17 protein-coding genes and 2 riboswitches are annotated in these 18,068 nt (G+C 41.1%); all 17 genes read right to left on the bottom strand.

The genetic code is table 11. The features are described from left to right. Window positions 1-151 precede the first annotated feature (151 nt). The 17 genes from Q4489_RS08320 to Q4489_RS08400 all read right to left on the bottom strand — a co-directional run bounded on the left by Q4489_RS08320 (window position 152) and on the right by Q4489_RS08400 (window position 18,066). Window positions 152-1,996, bottom strand: coding sequence for a TonB-dependent receptor (locus Q4489_RS08320; protein WP_303478980.1), 1,845 nt, complete (start codon window positions 1,994-1,996; stop codon window positions 152-154). Window positions 1,997-2,031: 35 nt separating this feature from the next. Next, window positions 2,032-2,189, bottom strand: a riboswitch (cobalamin riboswitch). Window positions 2,190-2,225: 36 nt separating this feature from the next. Next, the gene (locus tag Q4489_RS08325; protein WP_303478983.1) at window positions 2,226-3,077 is read right to left on the bottom strand and encodes a cobalamin-binding protein; all 852 of its coding nucleotides are present in this window, start codon (window positions 3,075-3,077) and stop codon (window positions 2,226-2,228) included. Between the two features lie 5 nt (window positions 3,078-3,082). Continuing rightward, window positions 3,083-3,685 (bottom strand): cob(I)yrinic acid a,c-diamide adenosyltransferase, encoded by a 603-nt coding sequence (cobO, locus tag Q4489_RS08330; protein ID WP_303478984.1) that lies wholly within the window; start codon window positions 3,683-3,685, stop codon window positions 3,083-3,085. After that, window positions 3,678-5,165 (bottom strand): cobyric acid synthase, encoded by a 1,488-nt coding sequence (locus tag Q4489_RS08335; protein ID WP_303478985.1) that lies wholly within the window; start codon window positions 5,163-5,165, stop codon window positions 3,678-3,680. Before Q4489_RS08335 ends, cobO begins: the two co-directional genes overlap by 8 nt. Continuing rightward, entirely contained in the window at window positions 5,165-5,845 is a 681-nt protein-coding gene (locus tag Q4489_RS08340) for a histidine phosphatase family protein (RefSeq protein WP_303478987.1), read from the bottom strand. Before Q4489_RS08340 ends, Q4489_RS08335 begins: the two co-directional genes overlap by 1 nt. Next, complete coding sequence (cobU, locus tag Q4489_RS08345) at window positions 5,838-6,401, bottom strand: bifunctional adenosylcobinamide kinase/adenosylcobinamide-phosphate guanylyltransferase (RefSeq protein WP_303478989.1); 564 nt, start codon at window positions 6,399-6,401, stop codon at window positions 5,838-5,840. Before cobU ends, Q4489_RS08340 begins: the two co-directional genes overlap by 8 nt. Continuing rightward, window positions 6,398-7,192, bottom strand: coding sequence for an adenosylcobinamide-GDP ribazoletransferase (locus tag Q4489_RS08350; RefSeq protein WP_303478991.1), 795 nt, complete (start codon window positions 7,190-7,192; stop codon window positions 6,398-6,400). The genes cobU and Q4489_RS08350 overlap by 4 nt, the downstream gene beginning before the upstream one ends. Then, complete coding sequence (gene cobT, locus Q4489_RS08355; protein WP_303478995.1) at window positions 7,192-8,259, bottom strand: nicotinate-nucleotide--dimethylbenzimidazole phosphoribosyltransferase; 1,068 nt, start codon at window positions 8,257-8,259, stop codon at window positions 7,192-7,194. The genes Q4489_RS08350 and cobT overlap by 1 nt, the downstream gene beginning before the upstream one ends. Beyond that, the gene (locus tag Q4489_RS08360; RefSeq protein ID WP_303478999.1) at window positions 8,259-9,248 is read right to left on the bottom strand and encodes an iron ABC transporter permease; all 990 of its coding nucleotides are present in this window, start codon (window positions 9,246-9,248) and stop codon (window positions 8,259-8,261) included. The genes cobT and Q4489_RS08360 overlap by 1 nt, the downstream gene beginning before the upstream one ends. Then, the gene (locus Q4489_RS08365) at window positions 9,248-10,018 is read right to left on the bottom strand and encodes an ABC transporter ATP-binding protein (protein ID WP_303479003.1); all 771 of its coding nucleotides are present in this window, start codon (window positions 10,016-10,018) and stop codon (window positions 9,248-9,250) included. The genes Q4489_RS08360 and Q4489_RS08365 overlap by 1 nt, the downstream gene beginning before the upstream one ends. 86 nt (window positions 10,019-10,104) lie before the next feature. Then, window positions 10,105-10,311, bottom strand: a riboswitch (cobalamin riboswitch). Between the two features lie 116 nt (window positions 10,312-10,427). Then, the gene (locus tag Q4489_RS08370) at window positions 10,428-11,141 is read right to left on the bottom strand and encodes a gluconate 2-dehydrogenase subunit 3 family protein (RefSeq protein ID WP_303479005.1); all 714 of its coding nucleotides are present in this window, start codon (window positions 11,139-11,141) and stop codon (window positions 10,428-10,430) included. Window position 11,142: 1 nt separating this feature from the next. Further along, window positions 11,143-12,825: a GMC family oxidoreductase gene (locus Q4489_RS08375; protein ID WP_303479009.1), complete on the bottom strand. Its 1,683-nt coding sequence runs from the start codon at window positions 12,823-12,825 to the stop codon at window positions 11,143-11,145. Window positions 12,826-12,827: 2 nt separating this feature from the next. Beyond that, a complete protein-coding gene (locus tag Q4489_RS08380) occupies window positions 12,828-13,556 on the bottom strand; it encodes a DUF1080 domain-containing protein (protein WP_303479011.1) in 729 nt (242 codons plus the stop codon). A 25-nt stretch (window positions 13,557-13,581) separates the two neighbouring features. Then, window positions 13,582-14,436, bottom strand: coding sequence for a sugar phosphate isomerase/epimerase family protein (locus Q4489_RS08385; protein ID WP_368389590.1), 855 nt, complete (start codon window positions 14,434-14,436; stop codon window positions 13,582-13,584). 17 nt (window positions 14,437-14,453) lie between these two features. Further along, window positions 14,454-16,187, bottom strand: a complete 1,734-nt coding sequence (locus Q4489_RS08390; protein WP_303479012.1) for a GMC oxidoreductase — start codon at window positions 16,185-16,187, stop codon at window positions 14,454-14,456. Between the two features lie 40 nt (window positions 16,188-16,227). Further along, window positions 16,228-16,839, bottom strand: a complete 612-nt coding sequence (locus Q4489_RS08395) for a gluconate 2-dehydrogenase subunit 3 family protein (protein WP_303479014.1) — start codon at window positions 16,837-16,839, stop codon at window positions 16,228-16,230. An 18-nt stretch (window positions 16,840-16,857) separates the two neighbouring features. Continuing rightward, complete coding sequence (locus tag Q4489_RS08400) at window positions 16,858-18,066, bottom strand: sugar MFS transporter (RefSeq protein WP_303479016.1); 1,209 nt, start codon at window positions 18,064-18,066, stop codon at window positions 16,858-16,860. Window positions 18,067-18,068: the final 2 nt, after the last annotated feature.

The raw sequence follows: 18,068 nt of genomic DNA on the forward strand, positions 1-18,068 counted from the left end.
CAAGAACAGAAACTTACATTAATATAACTGCGCCCCATACTGGTTGTTTTTGAGTCTTTTTCACTAAAATGCCAGCTTTAAAACAAGCTGGCATTTTCATACTTCATGGTGTTATTCAGTAAAAACCAAACCTGTAACAAACAGGTATTTATTAATTCTGATAACTAACCCCTAAATATACCGTTCTATCTTGCGAGAAATAACCATTTATGGTGTTGTATTGTTCATTAAAGGCATTATTTATTTTCGCTTCAACTTTAAATTTATCTGTAATTGCATAACTAGTGCCTAGATTAATCAATTGATAGCTATCTAGTTTGACTTTGCCAACACCCCAAACATTATCATACCTTTTACCTTTGTACTGCCACTCAACGTAAACATCTGCGTCAGCAATATCAGTACTGAACTTATAATTGGCAGATTCCTTAGCTCGACGAATAAGTTGATCATTTGTAGCAGCATCTTCAGCCTCAACATAACTCGCATTGAATTCATGTGTACCGTGACTTGCTGGGTATTTTAAACCAAGTTCAGCACCTTGAATTTCAACTTTATCAACGTTACCCGGCATTTTTATGCCGTCATTATTTACCGCACCATCCCACAGAATTAAATTTTCAACATCTGTTTGGTGTAAATTGAATGAAGCCGCAACACTGCCAAATTGGCTAATAATATTAAACTCAATGGAATCAGATGTTTCTGAGACTAAGTTTTCATTACCCATAGATCCCCAACTTAGTGGGTAGTATAAATCATTAAAGGTGGGGGCTTTAAAACCCGAGCCTGCTGATAAAACCAAACGCGTAGCCTCACTGACTTGATACCCTACACTGGCATTATAAGTAGTTTCAGAATCAACATCTTCAACATCATCATAACGAGCAGCTAGCTCATAGGTTAACGCATCTTGGTTATATACGGTATGAGCAAAATAACCTGAAACATCACGCTGATTGGTATTAAACTCATTTGTACCGCGTACCTCTTCATCATAAAAGTCAGCACCTACATTTAACTTCCATTGGCGAGTAAGTTCAGTATGGTTTATCAATGAAAGTTGGCCTCGACGAGTGTCAAAAACACTACCATCAGGCTTCTCAAAAGTATTGCCATAATTAATATTAGAGGTTCGACTTTGACCGACAGAAAATTGAGTTCGGTTATTATGCCCATTGATGTTCGATGAATAGATAGCACCAATATTCCAGACGTAATTGTTAACATCTGATTTATTTTGATAGCTGCTATCGTATTCTGTTTCACCATGTTCAACTTGTGCTAACCAAGTCAACATTAACGCATTGCTCACTTGCTGTTGCCCATTAACCGCAAGTGAATCATAACGAAAACCATCATCATCGGTTTCACTGTCATCTTTGACATCAAAGCCATCGCTTTCTTCATGGCTAACACTAACACTGGTAGAGCCATCACCGTGCTTGAGGCCAATACCGGCGCTATATTTTCGGTAGCTATCGCTACCAAAAGTGGCATTGGCAAAATGTTCACCGCCATCAACCTTGCGGGTAAAAATTTGTATCACACCGCCAATGGCATCTGAGCCCCATAGTGCTGCACGCGGGCCTTTCACGACCTCAATACGTTCAATTAGTTCTGGGGCAATTTCATTCAAATTGGTTGAACCTAGCGTTGCTGAACCAATTCGCACGCCGTTTAATAGCACTAAAGTATGATCCGAATTACTACCACGCATATACACAGAAGAGTTTTGGCCTCTGCCACCATTTGCAGAAATATCAATACCAGATACAGTCGCTAATAATTCTAGCACCGATTTAGCCTGAATTTTTTCAATCTCTGCTCGCGTAATAACTACTTGTGAGACTAAAACGTCTTCAGCACTTGATGCGGCACGATTTGCAGTAACTAAAATTTGCTCATCGGTTTGATAACCAGAAGTTTCAGCAAACGATGTTGATGAAAGTGAAAGTGCAGCTGAAATAGACGCTGCGATAAGTTTATGTTTCATGTTTTCCTCGCCACCTGAGCCCACCGCTCAGGTAAAACTAAGTTAAAAATTTAGGCCGGTCTCCGGGCTTCTAGGCGATAAAAGTAAGCGTACTTTGTATCGTCAGTTTACCGTTGCGGGGGCAGCACAAGAGTTTCACTTGTTTCCCTTCTTACTTAGTTTGTGACTAAGTGCCTAAACTTATTATGTACTGATCGTTATGATCAGAGGTTCGTATACCACGATTGATTTAGTCAACGGTGGCGTTTAAATCTCGCTGTTTATCAATTAATTGGCAAAGCGATGCTAATTCTTTAATAGAGCGCGATGTCATGCGATACAACATATCGGCGTTAGGGTTAATAAACGCATTATGTTTAACCGCGGGTATTTCTGACCATTGTTGCCAATCAATTTTATCTGGAGATTGATGACCATGAGACGATGGCTGAATAATTATTTCAGGTGACTTTACAATCACTTGCTCAATGTTTATTTGCGGGTAGTCTGTTTTGCTATCAACAAAAGGGTTAGTTGCTCCGCATACCTTTATTTGTTGTTGTAACCACGCATTTTTTGCAATTGTCGTTAACGGCCTAGGCCATAGTTCATAAAAAACCGAAATCGGTTCAGCGCCTTGATAATCAGCACGAATCTTTGCTAAATCCGCTAGGTAATCATCCGCTTTTTCATTAGCAATTTTAGTTAAACCTGTCCATTGCCCTAAATCTCTTAACTCTTGTGCTACATCTTCAAGCACAAGCGGATTTGAATACACGATTGGAATGCCGAACGAGGCTAACCGAGCTAAATCTTCACTTGGATTACCCGTTTTCCAAGCAATAATAAGATCTGGATTTGTCGCTAGCACTTTCTCAATACTTAATGCGGCATAATTACCGATACGAGGAATACTTTTAGCTTGCTCTGGAAAATCAGCATGATCGGTAGTACCGATGATACGATCCCCTGCACCTATTTGATAAAGGTTTTCAACAATATGCGGTGCTAGCGCAATGATTCGATGAGCCGGTTTATCTAGCGTATTGGCAATACTTGCCGCACTGATAAACCAAAGCAATGTAAAGACATACTTTGCCATAAGGATCACCAATCAATCCCTTTTTGCACTTTAATTCCAGCTTCAAAGGCATGCTTTTGAGATTGTACTTCCGAAACAGTATCAGCCATTTCAGTTAATCGGCGATGTGCAGCTCTGCCTGTTACAATGACATGTTGACCTTCAGGTCTGTTAGCGATGGCATCAAGCACTTCATCAATATCAAGGTATCGATAACTCAGCATATAGGTTAATTCATCTAGCAAAATAGTTTGAATGCTAGGGTCTGCTAGCAATTTTTTAGCCTCTTGCCACACTTTTTCAGCAGCCGCCATATCAGCTTCTTTATTTTGAGTTTCCCAAGTGAATCCTGTTTTCATGACATAAAACGGTACACCCAGTTTTTCTAATAGATTTCGTTCACCACAATCCCAAGTGCCTTTAATAAATTGGCATACAGCGGCAGTTAATCCATGGCCAACGCTACGAGTTATCATGCCAAAACCAGAGGTAGACTTTCCTTTGCCATTACCTGTTATTACCAATAATAAACCTTTATCGTCTTGAGCTGCGGCAATACGTGCGTCTACTTTTTCTTTTAGTTTTTGTTGACGTGCTTTATGTTTATCTTGTTTGTCTTGTTCATTCATGGTGCTGTCTCCAATGGGTTAATGCGTTTTCTATTTTATCTAATGCGAGGTATTGCTCGCATGTGTCGGCTAATCGTTCTATGGCGTGTTCTTGTATATCTTCTAATGATGTTGCTGCTGAAATTGTCACTTGGCACCATGAAGCAAGTTGTTCGATGGCATTTTTACTATCCCAGATGCCATGTAAATAACCACCAGCGATTTGTTGATCATCGCTTATAATGCCTTGAGCGTTCCCTTCTATTGTCATCAAGGGGGGTAAATCAGCTAAATAGGTTGTTTCACCTAAGTGAATTTCATAACCTTTAATGGTTTTATTTAACCCCGCTAAATGCAATATCGCTTGCCGATTAGCCAGTGTTTTTCGTGGTTGTAAAATCGTGGTAATCGGTAACAAGCCTAGCCCTTCACTGATACCCGCTTTGCCTTCTAAGCCAAGCGGGTCATTAATATGTTGGCCTAACATCTGAAAACCACCACAAATACCAAACACCTTACCGCCATAGCGTAAGTGTGTATTAATTTGTTGATCCCAGCCTTGTGCTTTGATAAACGCTAAGTCTTCACGGGTATTTTTACTACCCGCCAAAATAATAAGATCTGCCGCTGGTAACGGTGAATTAACAACTTCAGACGCATAGACAAAGGTTAAGTCTATTTCAGGGTGTACTCTCAACGCATCAAAATCATTATGGTTACTCATTCTAGGCGTTACTGGCACAATCACTTTTAATTGGGTGTTTGCTATGTTTTGAACATTATCTACCGCGTCTTCGGCAGCAATATGTAATCCATGAATATAAGGAAGCACACCTAAAACAGGCTTGTTGGTATAGTTTTCTAGCCATTGTAACCCTGGTTCTAATAACGAAAGATCACCACGAAAACGATTGATCACAAAGCCAATAACACGTTGTTGCTCGCTTTCGCTTAATAGCGCTAAAGTGCCAACTAAGTGAGCAAACACACCGCCTTTATCAATATCTGCAATTAAAATAACCGGGCAGTCTGCTGCTTCGGCAAAGCCCATGTTCGCAATATCCCCTTCACGAAGGTTGATCTCTGCGGGGCTACCTGCGCCTTCTACTACAATACGTGTATAATTTTTTTCTAATCGCGTATGTGAATCCATCACCGCGTTAAAAGCAATTTTTTTATAATCATGATACTGATCAGCATTCATGCTTTCAAAAACTTGACCATGAATGATAACTTGCGCATTTTTGTCAGATTGTGGCTTTAATAATATCGGATTAAAATCTACTGACAACGGTACATTGGCGGCATGCGCTTGCACCGCTTGGGCACGACCTATTTCGCCACCGTCTTGCGTTACCGCACTATTTAACGCCATGTTTTGGGGTTTAAACGGTGCAACATGTAAACCTTGCCGCGCATAAATTCGACATAGTGCTGCAACCAATGTTGTTTTACCGGCATCGCTAGTTGTGCCTTGTACCATTAAGGTTTTTGCCGGCATTACCGTGCCTCCATAATAAAGTCAGGCAATGATGCGCTATTATCAAGACTATGTTCATGCATAGGCCGAGCAATGTACTTAACCCGACACTGATGTGCTTTGATGTGAATTTTAGTTAAGCTGCCGTAACCAATCGACAGTTGTGTATACCACAATGGATTTCGCACATTAAGGTTCAACACTGCTGCCAAAATCATCCGGATAACTCCCCCATGGCAAACCACTAAGAGGTCGTCTTGTTGCTGGCTAGCTTGTTGCACTATCGCTTGCCATGCTTGATTAACGCGATAGGAAAAACCCGTGAGCAATTCTGCTTCTGGTAAAGGGTGCTGCACCGGATCTCGCCAAAATTTTTCTAACGGTTGCCATTGTTCAACCTGCTGATAGATATCGTCAAAGGCAATACCATCGTAACGACCAAAATACATTTCTTGCATGGCGGGTTCAATGCTCGGTGCTGGTAATGATAACGCCTGAGTAAGTTCTATCGCTAAGGTTTTACAACGTATTAACGGAGAACTAATAACATGCGAACATTTGCCCGCACGTTTTTGTTCATACGCTTTAAATTGTCTCACTAATTGTTGATTTTCATCATCACTAACAGCAACATCAGTTGTGCCATAAAGTGCAGCTTGACCTTGTACCTTTCCGTGTCTTAGTAATATAACGTTAGCCACTAACTGCTCCTTTTAGGGTTAGCGGTATTCCTGCCGTCACTAAAGTTACTTGATCTGCGATCTTCGCCACCTTCTGATTTAGCCAACCAGCATGATCAACGAATAATCTCGATTGCTCTCCCATAGGCACAACGCCAAGCCCTACTTCATTGGCTACCGCCACCATTGTTAACCGTGATTGATGTGCTGATAACGCTAGGATTAATTGCTCAATAGCCTGTGATAATAGTTGTGTCTTTTTTTGACGAGTATTCTCTTTACTCTCAACGCTCATTAATATATTCGTTAACCATAATGTTAAGCAGTCAATTAACACCACGCTATTATCAGGTAGCTTTTGCAATACGTGGTCGATGTGTATGGGAGATTCACATAACTGCCAATGCTGAGATAACCTATCTTGTTGATGTTTTTCAATTCTTTCTATCATCTCATCATCATAGGCTTGTGCTGTCGCCAAGTAATACCGTGAAGCATCAGCAAATTGATTGATTATCCATTGCTCTGAAAAACGGGACTTTCCACTGCGCGCACCGCCAAGCACCAAATGGATCATTGCGCACCGCCAATAGCAAAAGCGACAATTAACATATAGATAATTAACTCAGTAAGTTGTTGGCAAGCGCCTAAACAGTCGCCAGTAAAACCTTCAATACGCGCGATTAACCAACGTCGAAACACAGCACGAAAGATAAGCAGGGTAAACACTAATACGATCACAAAGGTCAAAGAGAAAAGCGTATAGGGTATAAACAACAATGGCAGCGTGCCAATTAACATCACCAGCAAACAATCTTTTTGGCTCTGTTGCTGTGCCAATGGTTTACTTTTACTACTCAAGTCTTCACTGACGTAAGGAGTATCAGCAATAAGACTTGCCGCTATGGCTCTGGAAAAAGCATGAGCAAAAAATAGTGAAAAAAGCATAAGTTCTGCATGCGCGATATGCACCAATAAAACGTACTTTAATAACATAACCAAGAATAGGCTGATTGCTCCATAAGTACCTAAACGGCTATCTTTCATAATAGCGAGCCGAGAAGAAACGGTATATCCTCCGCCAATACCGTCTGCCATGTCGGCTAAACCATCTTCATGAAACGCGCCAGTAAGCAAAACACTGACAATTAATAATAAAACAACCGATAAATCAATTGGAAAAAACGTAATTAATCCACTGAACACCACACTTAAAATGGCGGCAACTACTAACCCCACTAATGAAAAATAGCGCGTAGCTTGATTCAGATCAGATTCTTGAAAATCAGCAATATTACCCACAGGAATTCGGGTAAAAAACTGACAAGCAAGCCTAAACAAACGCCATTGTTTGCTGGTGTTTAGCATTAAACTGTCACTCCTGCACTTTCGAAACTTGCCATATCATTATAAAAACTAACAGCAGCTTGTAGCAGTGGGAACGCCAACGCAGCCCCCGTTCCTTCACCTAATCGTAAGGCTAATTGCAGTAAAGGCTGTGCGTGAAAATGTTCAAGAATTTGCTGATGGGCATGTTCATGAGATTGATGAGCAAAAATTAGGTAATCTGACACTTCGGGCGCTATTTTATGCGCCACTAAGGCTGCTGTACTGACGATAAAACCATCAACTAATACAGGAACTTTTCGTTTCGCACTTGCTAAGATAGCGCCAACGATATGAACTATCTCAAAGCCCCCTAGTTCTGCCAGTATTGTTGTTATACTCACATCATCTTTATGGGCTTTTAAACGTGTTAAGCCTTGAGAAATCAGCTGTTTTTTTACAGCAAGTTGTTCTGTGGTAATTCCTGTTCCTAAGCCAACTGACCGGTCAACGGGTATATCAAGTAATGTTGAGGTTATCGCCGATGCAGCACTGGTGTTAGCAATACCCATTTCACCAAATATTAATACATTACAGCCTTGTTCAATTGCACGTTCAGCAATGCTTTCTCCAGCAGATAAGCCGTTATTTACTTGAGCGATGGTCATTGCGGCTTGTCCGCTTATGTCATGTGTTCCAGCACCTAATCGCGACTCAAAAAAGTTACGATGTTGTTTTTTTAATGCCTCTGGTAACGGGGTACACATACCTGTATCAACAACGCTCAGCGGCATATTGTGACAACGACAAAAACAATTTATTGCCGCTCCACCGTTAAGAAAGTTAACCACCATTTGGTAAGTCACATCGCTAGGTGCGATACTAACACCTTGATTAGCGATACCATGATCCCCTGCAAAGACAATAACTTGTGCGTTTAACGTATCGATATTTTGCCATTGGCGAGTACGATCACTTTGGATTATAGCTAACCTCATAGCAAGTTGTTCAAGCGCGCCTAACGCACCAAGAGGTTTCGTTTTTTGATCTATTTTATTAGTAATTTGTGGCAAATATTGTTGCGTTAATTTAGGAACATTAAACATCATTACATTCTTCTCATGAGAAACAGAAAAAACACACTACCAATCACAGAAGTGATCACACCAATCGGTAACTCTTGACCCGGTAAAATTGTACGAGAAATCACATCAACCCAAATTAAGAAACAACCACCAACTAAGCCAGCACAAAGCATGAGTTTAGCAATGGTAAAACCAAAAAATGGCCGGACAATATGTGGGATCATTAATCCAACAAAACCAATGCCACCACAATAGGCAACCACCACTGCCGTCATTGCGGCACAAACACATAGCGAAAGTATTCGAACAAATGCAACATTAACACCGAGCGTTCTTGCACCTTCATCACTCAATAGCAGCGCATCTAATTGCCTTGAGAACATCAAGGCGATAAAAGTACACACTAAAATCACCGGCGCAATGAGCGCAATGGCATCATAATTTGCACGCGCAAGAGAGCCCATCATCCAAAAAATTACTCGATTGGTTTCAAAGGCTTCACCGAAATACAAAATAAAACTGGTGATAGCACTTAATAAGAAAGATACCGCCACGCCTGCTAGCAATAAATGTTCAACGCGTCGCCAGTTATTATTCATGAGAATAGTCATGACAATAAAAACGGCAGAAAGCGCGCCTAGAAAAGCAGCTAAAGGTAAAGAAAAGGTTTGTAAATGTTCAGGTAATAAACTTGAAAGGGTTGCACCAAGCCCTGCACCGGCAACAATACCAAAAAGATACGGATCCGCTAACGGATTACGCGTAACGTTCTGCATTAGTGCCCCTGCACCCGCTAAAGCAAATCCAGCCAAAAAGCCCATTAACACTCGTGGAAGCCGAATATCGAGCAAAATAGTTTGATAAATCGGTTGTTGGCATTGCGCGCTTACACATTGCCACACTTGAGAAAAACCTATCTCGGTGGTGCCAAAGCCCATGGATAACAGCAGTGATAGCATCACTAAGATCACTAGCGCCAATAAACCGGGTAAAAAAGGTAGACGCGTATCCATTAGCGCTGCTCCCCAAAGCTTACTCGTAGCTTCCCTGTGATGGGGTTATCATCAACGACACACGGAATTTTAAACACCTGCTCGAGTAAACTCGCCTTTAATACCGTTTCAGGCGTATCAAATGCTAAAACTTCGCCGTCAGACATCAACATAATTCGATCACAAAATAAAGCCGCTAAATTAAGATCATGAATGCTCATCACTAAGGTTAAATCGAGGGCTTTAACAATAGATAAAATTTGATGCTGATAAAAAATATCCAGATGATTGGTGGGTTCATCCATAATCAAGATTTCAGGTTGCTGAACTATCGCACGCGCAATAAAACAACGTTGTTGTTCACCGCCGGAAAGTGTATTAAACACTTGGTGCTTTTTATTCTTAAGATCTACACGTTCAATTGCTTGATGTAATAGTGCGTAATCTGCTTGGGTATTAACATCAAAGTACTGCTTATGCGGTATCAAGCCCATTTTTACGACATCGAGTACTGATAAATTAAACACCGCTTCACGATGTTGGCTAACCACCGAAATTTTTTGTGCTATTTCTCGGCGAGTAAATGCAGTTAACGCTGTTTCTGATAAAGTGATTTTGCCTGATTGCGGAGTATGCTCTCGATAGAGACATTTTAAGAAGGACGTTTTACCAGCACCATTTGGCCCTAAAATACCAACCGTTTCGCCGATATTCGCGGTAAAATCAATCCCATTAAGGATTAATTTATCATCTACTGACCACACTAAATTTTCCGCGCTTAAATGCAACAAAACACCTATACCTTAAAATAGATGTGCGGCGAATTAGGTTATTAATAGCAATGCTGTGTAATAACTCAACTATGTTACCCGCACAGTTAGTAATGCATTTTCATGGCAGGTCTCCTGACTTTTAGGGATCACCCAAATTTCACCTTCCCAGTGGCATACCAGTGGTTCTGAAATTCAGCCCTAATTACAGTTGCGGGAACAGTTGTGGACTTACACCACATTCCCTTTTAAGCCTTAATTATCAACGAATTAGAATCGTATAACAAACAGGCACCATAAAAATTTTGGCTACTCTAGCATAGTATGTAAATGAACACCAGAAAATAGAAGTATAGACGTCTACAATACTGTATAGATAAATATGCAGCCAGTTGAGTAACTGATTACATCGATTGTGGGTGTAGAAAATTTAAAGGGTTAACCCTAATTCTTTAACCACCTGTTCTAAGTGTGTCATTGCTTCTTCTGTTGGGCCTGGATAATCACCCATGATAGGAACGTTGCCCATGTATCCGATATCTTTCATACCTGCGGGACTAGAATAAAAAGCCGCTAGCACTAACGATCTAAAACGTGCAAAAGCAGGAATTATACGCATAAACGCGTTATCGTTATCTTCTCGTTCAAACGCGATATCATCAATAATTTGTAGACGCTTTTGTTCGGTTAAATTAACAAACGATTGTTCAAATCTCAATTGAGCTTCATCATCTATCCACGTTAACGCAGATAAAATCGTTAATCGATCGTGCTGCTGCCGACTATAAGGCGCACTAACCCACTCATCAACGACGTCAGGTACGCCAACTTCGCTCCCTGAAGGCACAGTGCCTTCTCGTGGCACAATAATATCTGCCAACACTGCAACAAGGGTTAATTGCTCTGTTGTTAAGGTTTTCGGCCACGGTGATTTAGGTGGGATCAGTAAATTTGGATCTTTACCATAACCTTTAGCATTAATTGGCGACAACGTTAGCTTCGGCCAATGCCCTTGCCCCGTATTCTTTTCAGCAGCCATCGTGAGCGCACTAACACTATTAGGAATTAACGTGCTAGCAGACAATGCACCCACCCATTTTAGTGATTCTCGACGACTGAGTTTTATCTGATATTTTTGTGTCATCTTATAGTGCTCCCTTGTTCATTTGCTCAGAAAGCCACGTTGCATTTCGCATCGCTAATGTCATGATAGTTAATGTACAATTCTTGTGTGGATTTGAAGCAAAAACCCCAGCGTCCATAACAAATAAGTTATCGCAATCCCACGTTTGTCCCCATTGGTTTGTCACAGAATCTTTAGGCGAATCGCCCATTCTTGTTGCGCCAACTTCATGAATGATTTGTCCGCCTTTCAAAATAGCTTTTTCAGCAGAAGGCAATGGGTAGTCAATCGTTGCTCCCATGGTTTCTAATATTTCTTTTGCGGTTTTTAAGCCATGAGCCACTTGATTCAATTCATGCTTTGACCATTTCCAATGAAACTTGGCAACGGGAATTCCCCACTTGTCTTTGACTTTGTCGTCTATTTCCATGTAACAATGTTCATTTGGCAGCATTTCACCTCGAAGGCTCAAGTAAACTGACGAACCATATTTATCTCTTACTTGTTGCTTTAATGCCGTACCATAACCTTGTAGGCCTGAACTTACGCCAGAGCCCGGTTGACCAAATCCACTGCCAATTTCAAAGTGATAACCTCTTGGAAAATCAAGCTCGCCTTTTTCTTGTGCTTTGTGTCCCCACCAAGGAATGAATAAATGATTAGCAGTATGACCGTCCTCGTTATACCTTGGTCTTCCGGCTAAAGCGGGAATGTACGCTCCTAGGCCAGTGCCCGTTGAGTCCATAATATTACGCCCCAACTGCCCGCTTGAATTAGCCAAGCCACTTGGGTGATGCTTGCTTTTAGAGTTCAACATTATGCGAGCAGATTCACAGGCACTTGCTGCTAAAATAACGACATTTGCACTGAGACATGTTTCAGTGTTGCTTTGCTTATCAATATAACAAACACCCGTTACTTTGCCTTGCTGATCAACCGTCACATTCTTAACCATTGCATCAGTAATGACGTCTAAATTTCCTGTTGCTTTCGCCATAGGAATTAAAGATGTTGTGGTTTGAAAAGCTGCACCAATAGAACAACCATGACCACATGGTGTTGCGTAAAAACACGCCTGTCTATCATCTTTAGGGCGGGTCAACACCGCTCGATGCATTGGCGCTGTTGGAATGCCGAGTTTCTTTGTCGCTGCTGCAATTAATAATTCTGGTACTCTAGGTTTTGGCGGTGGTTGAAGAATGCCATCTGATGAGTCTGGCATATCATCTAAGCCAGTATTTGTGCCACATACACCAACTAAATATTCCGTTTTATCGTACCATGGTGCTAAGTCTTCATATTCGAATGGCCAATCAGCACCTAAACCATCTCGTGACTTTCCTTTAAAGTCATGTTCACTAAAACGTAATGAATAGCGGCCCCAATGGTTGGTTCTTCCGCCTAACATTCGTGCACGCCACCATAAAAAATCAGAACCTTCACCAGTGGTATAGGGTTCTCCAGGAACGCTCCAACCACCGTCAACGGTTGCATCATAAAAACCAAAGTCTTTGTCTACATTACCTGCGCCCATTAACGGCGCTTCACCGTTTGTTTTAAACATTGGTGTTTCTGTTTTAGGGTCATAATTTCGACCCGCTTCTAACATTAATACTCGATGTCCAGCTTTGGTCAGTACATAGGCAGCCATTGCACCACCCGCACCAGAGCCCACTACGATTACTGGATGCTTTTTATCTTTCATGACTAAAGCTCTTTAATTTTGATATTTTTAAATGACACTACATCGCCATGATCTTGTAAGCCAATATAGCCATTCGCTTGTTCACCAAAGCCTTGCCACGTAGCAAATTTACTTTTAGCTACTAGCCCATTCCATCTATCACTACCAATAACGATATCCGTGGTTTTCACTTGATTTTGCCAGACCTCTAAATGCCCCTGATTTACACGTATCCTAACGCTATTCCACTCTCCTGCTAGTTTGTGTGAGCTGTCAGGCGATGCAATCATGTCGTATAATGAACCTGAGCGATGCGTCGGATCTTTTCTATCACTGTGCTTTAAGTTATCGAGAATTTGAATTTCTGGCGCGCGAGAATAGACATACTTCCCTTTTTCGTCGACACGAATAAAAATGCCGCTGTTGCCAGCTTCTGAAATACGCCAATCAAGCTTCAATTCAAAATTTTCGTAGGGTGCTTGTGTAATTATATCGCCGCCACCTTTACCAGTTAAGGTAAGTGTATCGTCAATTACTTGCCATTGTTTACTCAGTGTTTGTTGTTGGTAATTTCGCCATTGCGATGCTTGTTTTCCGTCAAACAACAATTGCCAGCCAGCTTGTTTTTCAGCATCAGTTAGTTGATTACTAGTTTCAGCCATCGTTGACGATGAAAATAATAAACACGCTGTTGTAATTAAAACGGCTTTGAAGTTATGTGTTGCTTGCTGCATTCCAGGTATTTTTGTCATTATTATGTTGCTCTTATGCTGTTTGTTATAATTGCTTAAGTACTTTTTCTAAGCCTTTTTTCGATTGCTGAACAGCTTCCATCGGCGTTAAGCCGTTTGGATATTCTTCTTGTTCAACCACGATCCACAATGTTCCACCAACGGCTATATTTGCCTTAGTTAGCGCTAACCAATCAATAGTGTCTTTTCCAATGATAGGCAGTTTCCCTTCAGTGCCTTCAGGCAATTTTACTTTGTAGTGTGTTGTTAATGTTCTTCCTGGATAACGTCTTACGTACTCTACAGGGTCTTTGCCGGCATAAGTTGTCCAACCAACATCTTGCTGTAACACTACGTCCTGTGAGGTGTTTTTTGCAATGTAGTCCCAATAGGTTGTACCCTCAAAACTGTTAAATTCTTGATCGTGATTATGAAAGCCAATGCGCATACCATGAGGTTTTAACTGAACGCTTAAGTCATTTAATAAACTAACCACTTCTTTCACACCTTCTGGATGCCAAGCTCTTTCATCCCAAGGTACAATAAGCATCGAGACGCCCACAGCCTTATAAAACGCAACCGTATCAGCAAAATTTTGCTTATTCAGTTGTTCAAAGCCTAAATGTGCACCACTCACGGTTAAGTTCTTTGACCTTAGAAACGTTTTCAACCCTTCTGGATTATTTTCAAATGGCCCAAAGCTTCCAGCAAACTCAACCCCTTGAAACCCCATATTAGCAAGTGATGAAATGGTCTGTTTAAAAGATGATTTAATATCGTCTTTCACCGACCATAATTGCACGCTTATTTTAGGAATTACGTTGTTTTCTTGATGCCCTTGGTCAGCTTGAGTAATAAAAGGTAAGCAAGCACACATTAAGGTAATTAGCTTATTTTTCATGATTTATTCCTTGTTATTTAAATTCGTTTAGCATTCATTTCTTTTACTGCATAATCAACCGCCCTTGCAGTTAATGCCATGAACGTTAGTGAGGGATTAACTACCGCTGAAGAGCAAAAACTTGCACCATCTGTGACAAATAAATTTGCGATATCATGTGTTTGGTTAAAGCCGTTCAGTACCGAATCTTTCGGATCACGCCCCATGCGTGCAGTACCCACCTCATGAATGGCTAACCCTGGTGGAGCGCCATCAATTGAGTTATAACTTTTTACATCTTTTAAGCCCGCTTTTATCAACATATCTCTTGCGGTTTCTTCGGCATCAGCCATCATGGCTATTTCATTTGCTGACCACGTGCAATCAATATGTAACTGCGGTATACCCCATTTGTCTTTTTTGGTGGAATGCAACGCTACATGGTTTTCAAAGCGTGGTAACATTTCACCTTGAGCCATCAAGTTAAAATACCAGTCACCCGCTTGGGTGAGCCTTTGTTTAAATCCAACACCTATGCCTTTACTATTAGCGGCGCCTTTCCAGCCACCGCGACCAGCGCCACCAGCTAGCGCATACCCTCTTACATAATGGTCTTTATAACGCTTTGGCTCAAATTGAAAGTTTGGAATATAAATACTGGTAGGTCTTCTGCCTGATACGGTTTCATCTTCAAAACCTTCAACACGACCAAAAGCACCAGCATTGTAATTATGATCCATCAAATAATGCCCTAGTGTGCCAGAACTGTTAGCGATACCATTTGGAAATTTTTTCGAAGTCGAATTAAGCATGATCTGCGTTGTACCAAGCGTAGATGCACACAAAAATACCACTTTTGCGTAATATTCACGGGTTGATAAGTCATCATTATCAACCACCCGTACACCTTTTACACGATTGGTTTTTTCATCATAAATTAAACTATGAACTACGCTATTAGGCGCAATATGTAAGTTTCCTGTTTTAGCCGCTGCCGGCAGCGTAGAGCTTTGTGTTGAAAAATAAGCACCAAAAGAACAGCCCTTTTGACATTCATTTCGTGCTTGGCACTGTACTCGACCTTGCGAATAATGAAGTTCAGTAGGTTTAGTTAAATGAGCGGTGCGGCCCATTATCATCGGTCGTTCTGGAAATAGTTTTGCAAATTTATCTTTCAGCATTATTTCCGGCGAACTAAAGTCAAAAGGAGGCAAGAATTCACTGTCTGGTAATTGAGGTAAACCATCATAATTACCTGAAATACCTGCATGTTTTTCAACATGTGAATACCAAGGAGCAATATCGTCATAGCGAATAGGCCAATCATTCCCATGACCATCTGACTTATTGGCATTAAAATCATAGTCGCTGAACCGATATGATTGCCGATGCCAAAGCAGTGATTTTCCGCCTAACTGATTAGCACGTATCCAACTAAAATTCGTGCCTTTTTTCGTACTGTAAGGCAAGTCTTTGTCATTACCGAAAAAATGTTTAGTACCATCGTGAAAAGCGTAACACTGTTGTTGCACTTTATATTGCTCTTCAACTAACAGATTATCGACCTTCATGCGGTTAGGGTATTGCCAAACACCCTTGCCTTCTGTCGGGTAATCTTTTCTATGCTCAACAATGCGACCGCGCTCGATCATCAGTGTTTTAAGCCCACGTTCACATAACTCTTTTGCTGCCCAACCGCCACTGACACCAGAGCCAACAACCAGTGCATCATAGATATGATCACTTTGTTGAATATATATATCTTGTTGCATAGCTAACCTCTTAACAACGCTAAACCCGTGCCAAATTTACTTAATAATAAGCAAGTGAGCCGTATGTTTTCCCAACTGAGTCATAAGGCACTGAACCTTTAAATCCTCCAGGAACTGCTTGATAAGCTAAGACCTCCGTTGCCCCAACCTCTGTCGTAAAATAGCCAAAAACAATCAACGCCTTTAAACCACTAAACTGCTGTTGATGTTTCGCAGTGAAACCCATAGCACCGGATTCAATACTTTCTAATATCTGAACTTTTTGCATAGTCGTAAGTTGATAAAAATCAGCGGTATATAATTGCTTTGCTTTAGCATTAATCAAATCAATTATCGCCAAAGCATTTAGTTGCTCAGCTTTTTGATGGCAAGTAACTAATTGATGGTCAACAAAACCATGTACGTTAAGTTGTGCCGCACTAGGCGTATCTGTTTCAGGGATAATCGTTGAGCAAACGGCACTAAGTACATTAAATTGTTGTTTAGTAAATAATTTACGTGCCTGTCCCCCTGTTTTCTGTTGAAAAGACATCGCAGACGCTAGCGCATTTCCTGCAGTTAAGTGCGCGACAGTGCTGGCCCCCATCAATGCAGACAAACCTTTAACAAAGGCACGTTTACTCGTTGATTTTAATAAAATATTGTTACTCATACTTTCCCCAACCTTGCTTTATTCTGTCGCGTGCTTACGTTTTCGCATATAAAATGTCAGCCCTGCAAAGGCGATAATAAGAATAACAGGAAAAATTGACAGGTTTGCTAACGCCGCTTGACCTGCGACTAACTCCGCCATTTGCGGATCAGGGTTTTCAAGCAAAGCCGCTTGTCGTGCATCGTCAATCCACTGACCAATAAATGGGTTCCACATACTTACAGCAAACATACCTGCTCCCCCCATGATCGACATACCTAAAGCGCCTGACTGAGGAATATTTTCAGCGACAAAGCCGATCATCGTTGGCCAAAAATAAGTAACACCCAAGGCAAAAATTAAAGCACATAAATAAACGGCACCACCTGTGGCAACACTCATGGCATAAATACCAATAGTGGTCATTACTGCTGAGCCAAGTAATACACCTGATGGATTTAAACGATGAACTAAAGGTCCTGCAAAATAACGGCCGACTGCCATAACACCGGTAATAAGTGCCATAATTAGCATAGGCGACGCACCTGATGCGCCTAAAATTCGCTCAATCCATTGTTGAGTACCTAACTCACTTGTTGCCGTTAAGGTCATACAAAACGCCATAAATAAAAACAAGGGTGAAAACAGTCCTTTAATGTTTTTACGCGTTGAGGTTTCAATATTATCGCTTTGCGGAAATTGATGGCTGAACATTAAAAAACCATAAATAAGCGTTGGCACGATCATGATCGCTATTTGAATTTGCCAGCCGATGCCCGCATCGGTAAATAATTTTGAAATAAGCGCACCAATAACAATACCGCCTGGAAACCACACATGAAAACGATTAAGCATAGTGGTTTGGTTTTTATGATACATATCGGCAATCATAGGATTACAACCGGCTTCAACCGCGCCATTTGCAAAACCGATACAGAAGGTTGATATTAATAACGTCCAAAAGCCATCCGCTGAAATGGTCAGCAATAAGCCAACAAGGTGACCAACAAAGGCAATGAGTACGAGCTTTTTTGCGCCTAAGTAGTTATAAAGTAAGCCGCCGAACATCATCGCTACAGGAAAGCCTAGAAAGGCCATCGCATTAATCCAGCCAAGCTCAGCATCTGATAATGCAAATTCTTGGCTTAATTGCGTTAAAATACCCGCTCTGATAGCAAAAGTCATTGCGGTAACGATCAACGCTAAGCAACAGGCAGTAAAAAGCGTATTTTTATTTATTGTTTTCATAC

The organism is Thalassotalea sp. 1_MG-2023 (genome assembly GCF_030546745.1).
Lineage (GTDB): Bacteria > Pseudomonadota > Gammaproteobacteria > Enterobacterales > Alteromonadaceae > Thalassotalea_C.

Coding starts and splice junctions, on each gene's coding strand:
- Q4489_RS08320 (WP_303478980.1), bottom strand. CDS start 1,996: ATGAAACATAAACTTATCGCAGCGTCTATTTCAGCTGCACTTTCACTT.
- Q4489_RS08325 (WP_303478983.1), bottom strand. CDS start 3,077: ATGGCAAAGTATGTCTTTACATTGCTTTGGTTTATCAGTGCGGCAAGT.
- cobO (WP_303478984.1), bottom strand. CDS start 3,685: ATGAATGAACAAGACAAACAAGATAAACATAAAGCACGTCAACAAAAA.
- Q4489_RS08335 (WP_303478985.1), bottom strand. CDS start 5,165: ATGCCGGCAAAAACCTTAATGGTACAAGGCACAACTAGCGATGCCGGT.
- cobU (WP_303478989.1), bottom strand. CDS start 6,401: ATGATCCATTTGGTGCTTGGCGGTGCGCGCAGTGGAAAGTCCCGTTTT.
- Q4489_RS08350 (WP_303478991.1), bottom strand. CDS start 7,192: ATGCTAAACACCAGCAAACAATGGCGTTTGTTTAGGCTTGCTTGTCAG.
- cobT (WP_303478995.1), bottom strand. CDS start 8,259: ATGATGTTTAATGTTCCTAAATTAACGCAACAATATTTGCCACAAATT.
- Q4489_RS08360 (WP_303478999.1), bottom strand. CDS start 9,248: ATGGATACGCGTCTACCTTTTTTACCCGGTTTATTGGCGCTAGTGATC.
- Q4489_RS08370 (WP_303479005.1), bottom strand. CDS start 11,141: ATGACACAAAAATATCAGATAAAACTCAGTCGTCGAGAATCACTAAAA.
- Q4489_RS08375 (WP_303479009.1), bottom strand. CDS start 12,825: ATGAAAGATAAAAAGCATCCAGTAATCGTAGTGGGCTCTGGTGCGGGT.
- Q4489_RS08380 (WP_303479011.1), bottom strand. CDS start 13,556: ATGACAAAAATACCTGGAATGCAGCAAGCAACACATAACTTCAAAGCC.
- Q4489_RS08385 (WP_368389590.1), bottom strand. CDS start 14,436: ATGAAAAATAAGCTAATTACCTTAATGTGTGCTTGCTTACCTTTTATT.
- Q4489_RS08390 (WP_303479012.1), bottom strand. CDS start 16,187: ATGCAACAAGATATATATATTCAACAAAGTGATCATATCTATGATGCA.
- Q4489_RS08395 (WP_303479014.1), bottom strand. CDS start 16,839: ATGAGTAACAATATTTTATTAAAATCAACGAGTAAACGTGCCTTTGTT.
- Q4489_RS08400 (WP_303479016.1), bottom strand. CDS start 18,066: ATGAAAACAATAAATAAAAATACGCTTTTTACTGCCTGTTGCTTAGCG.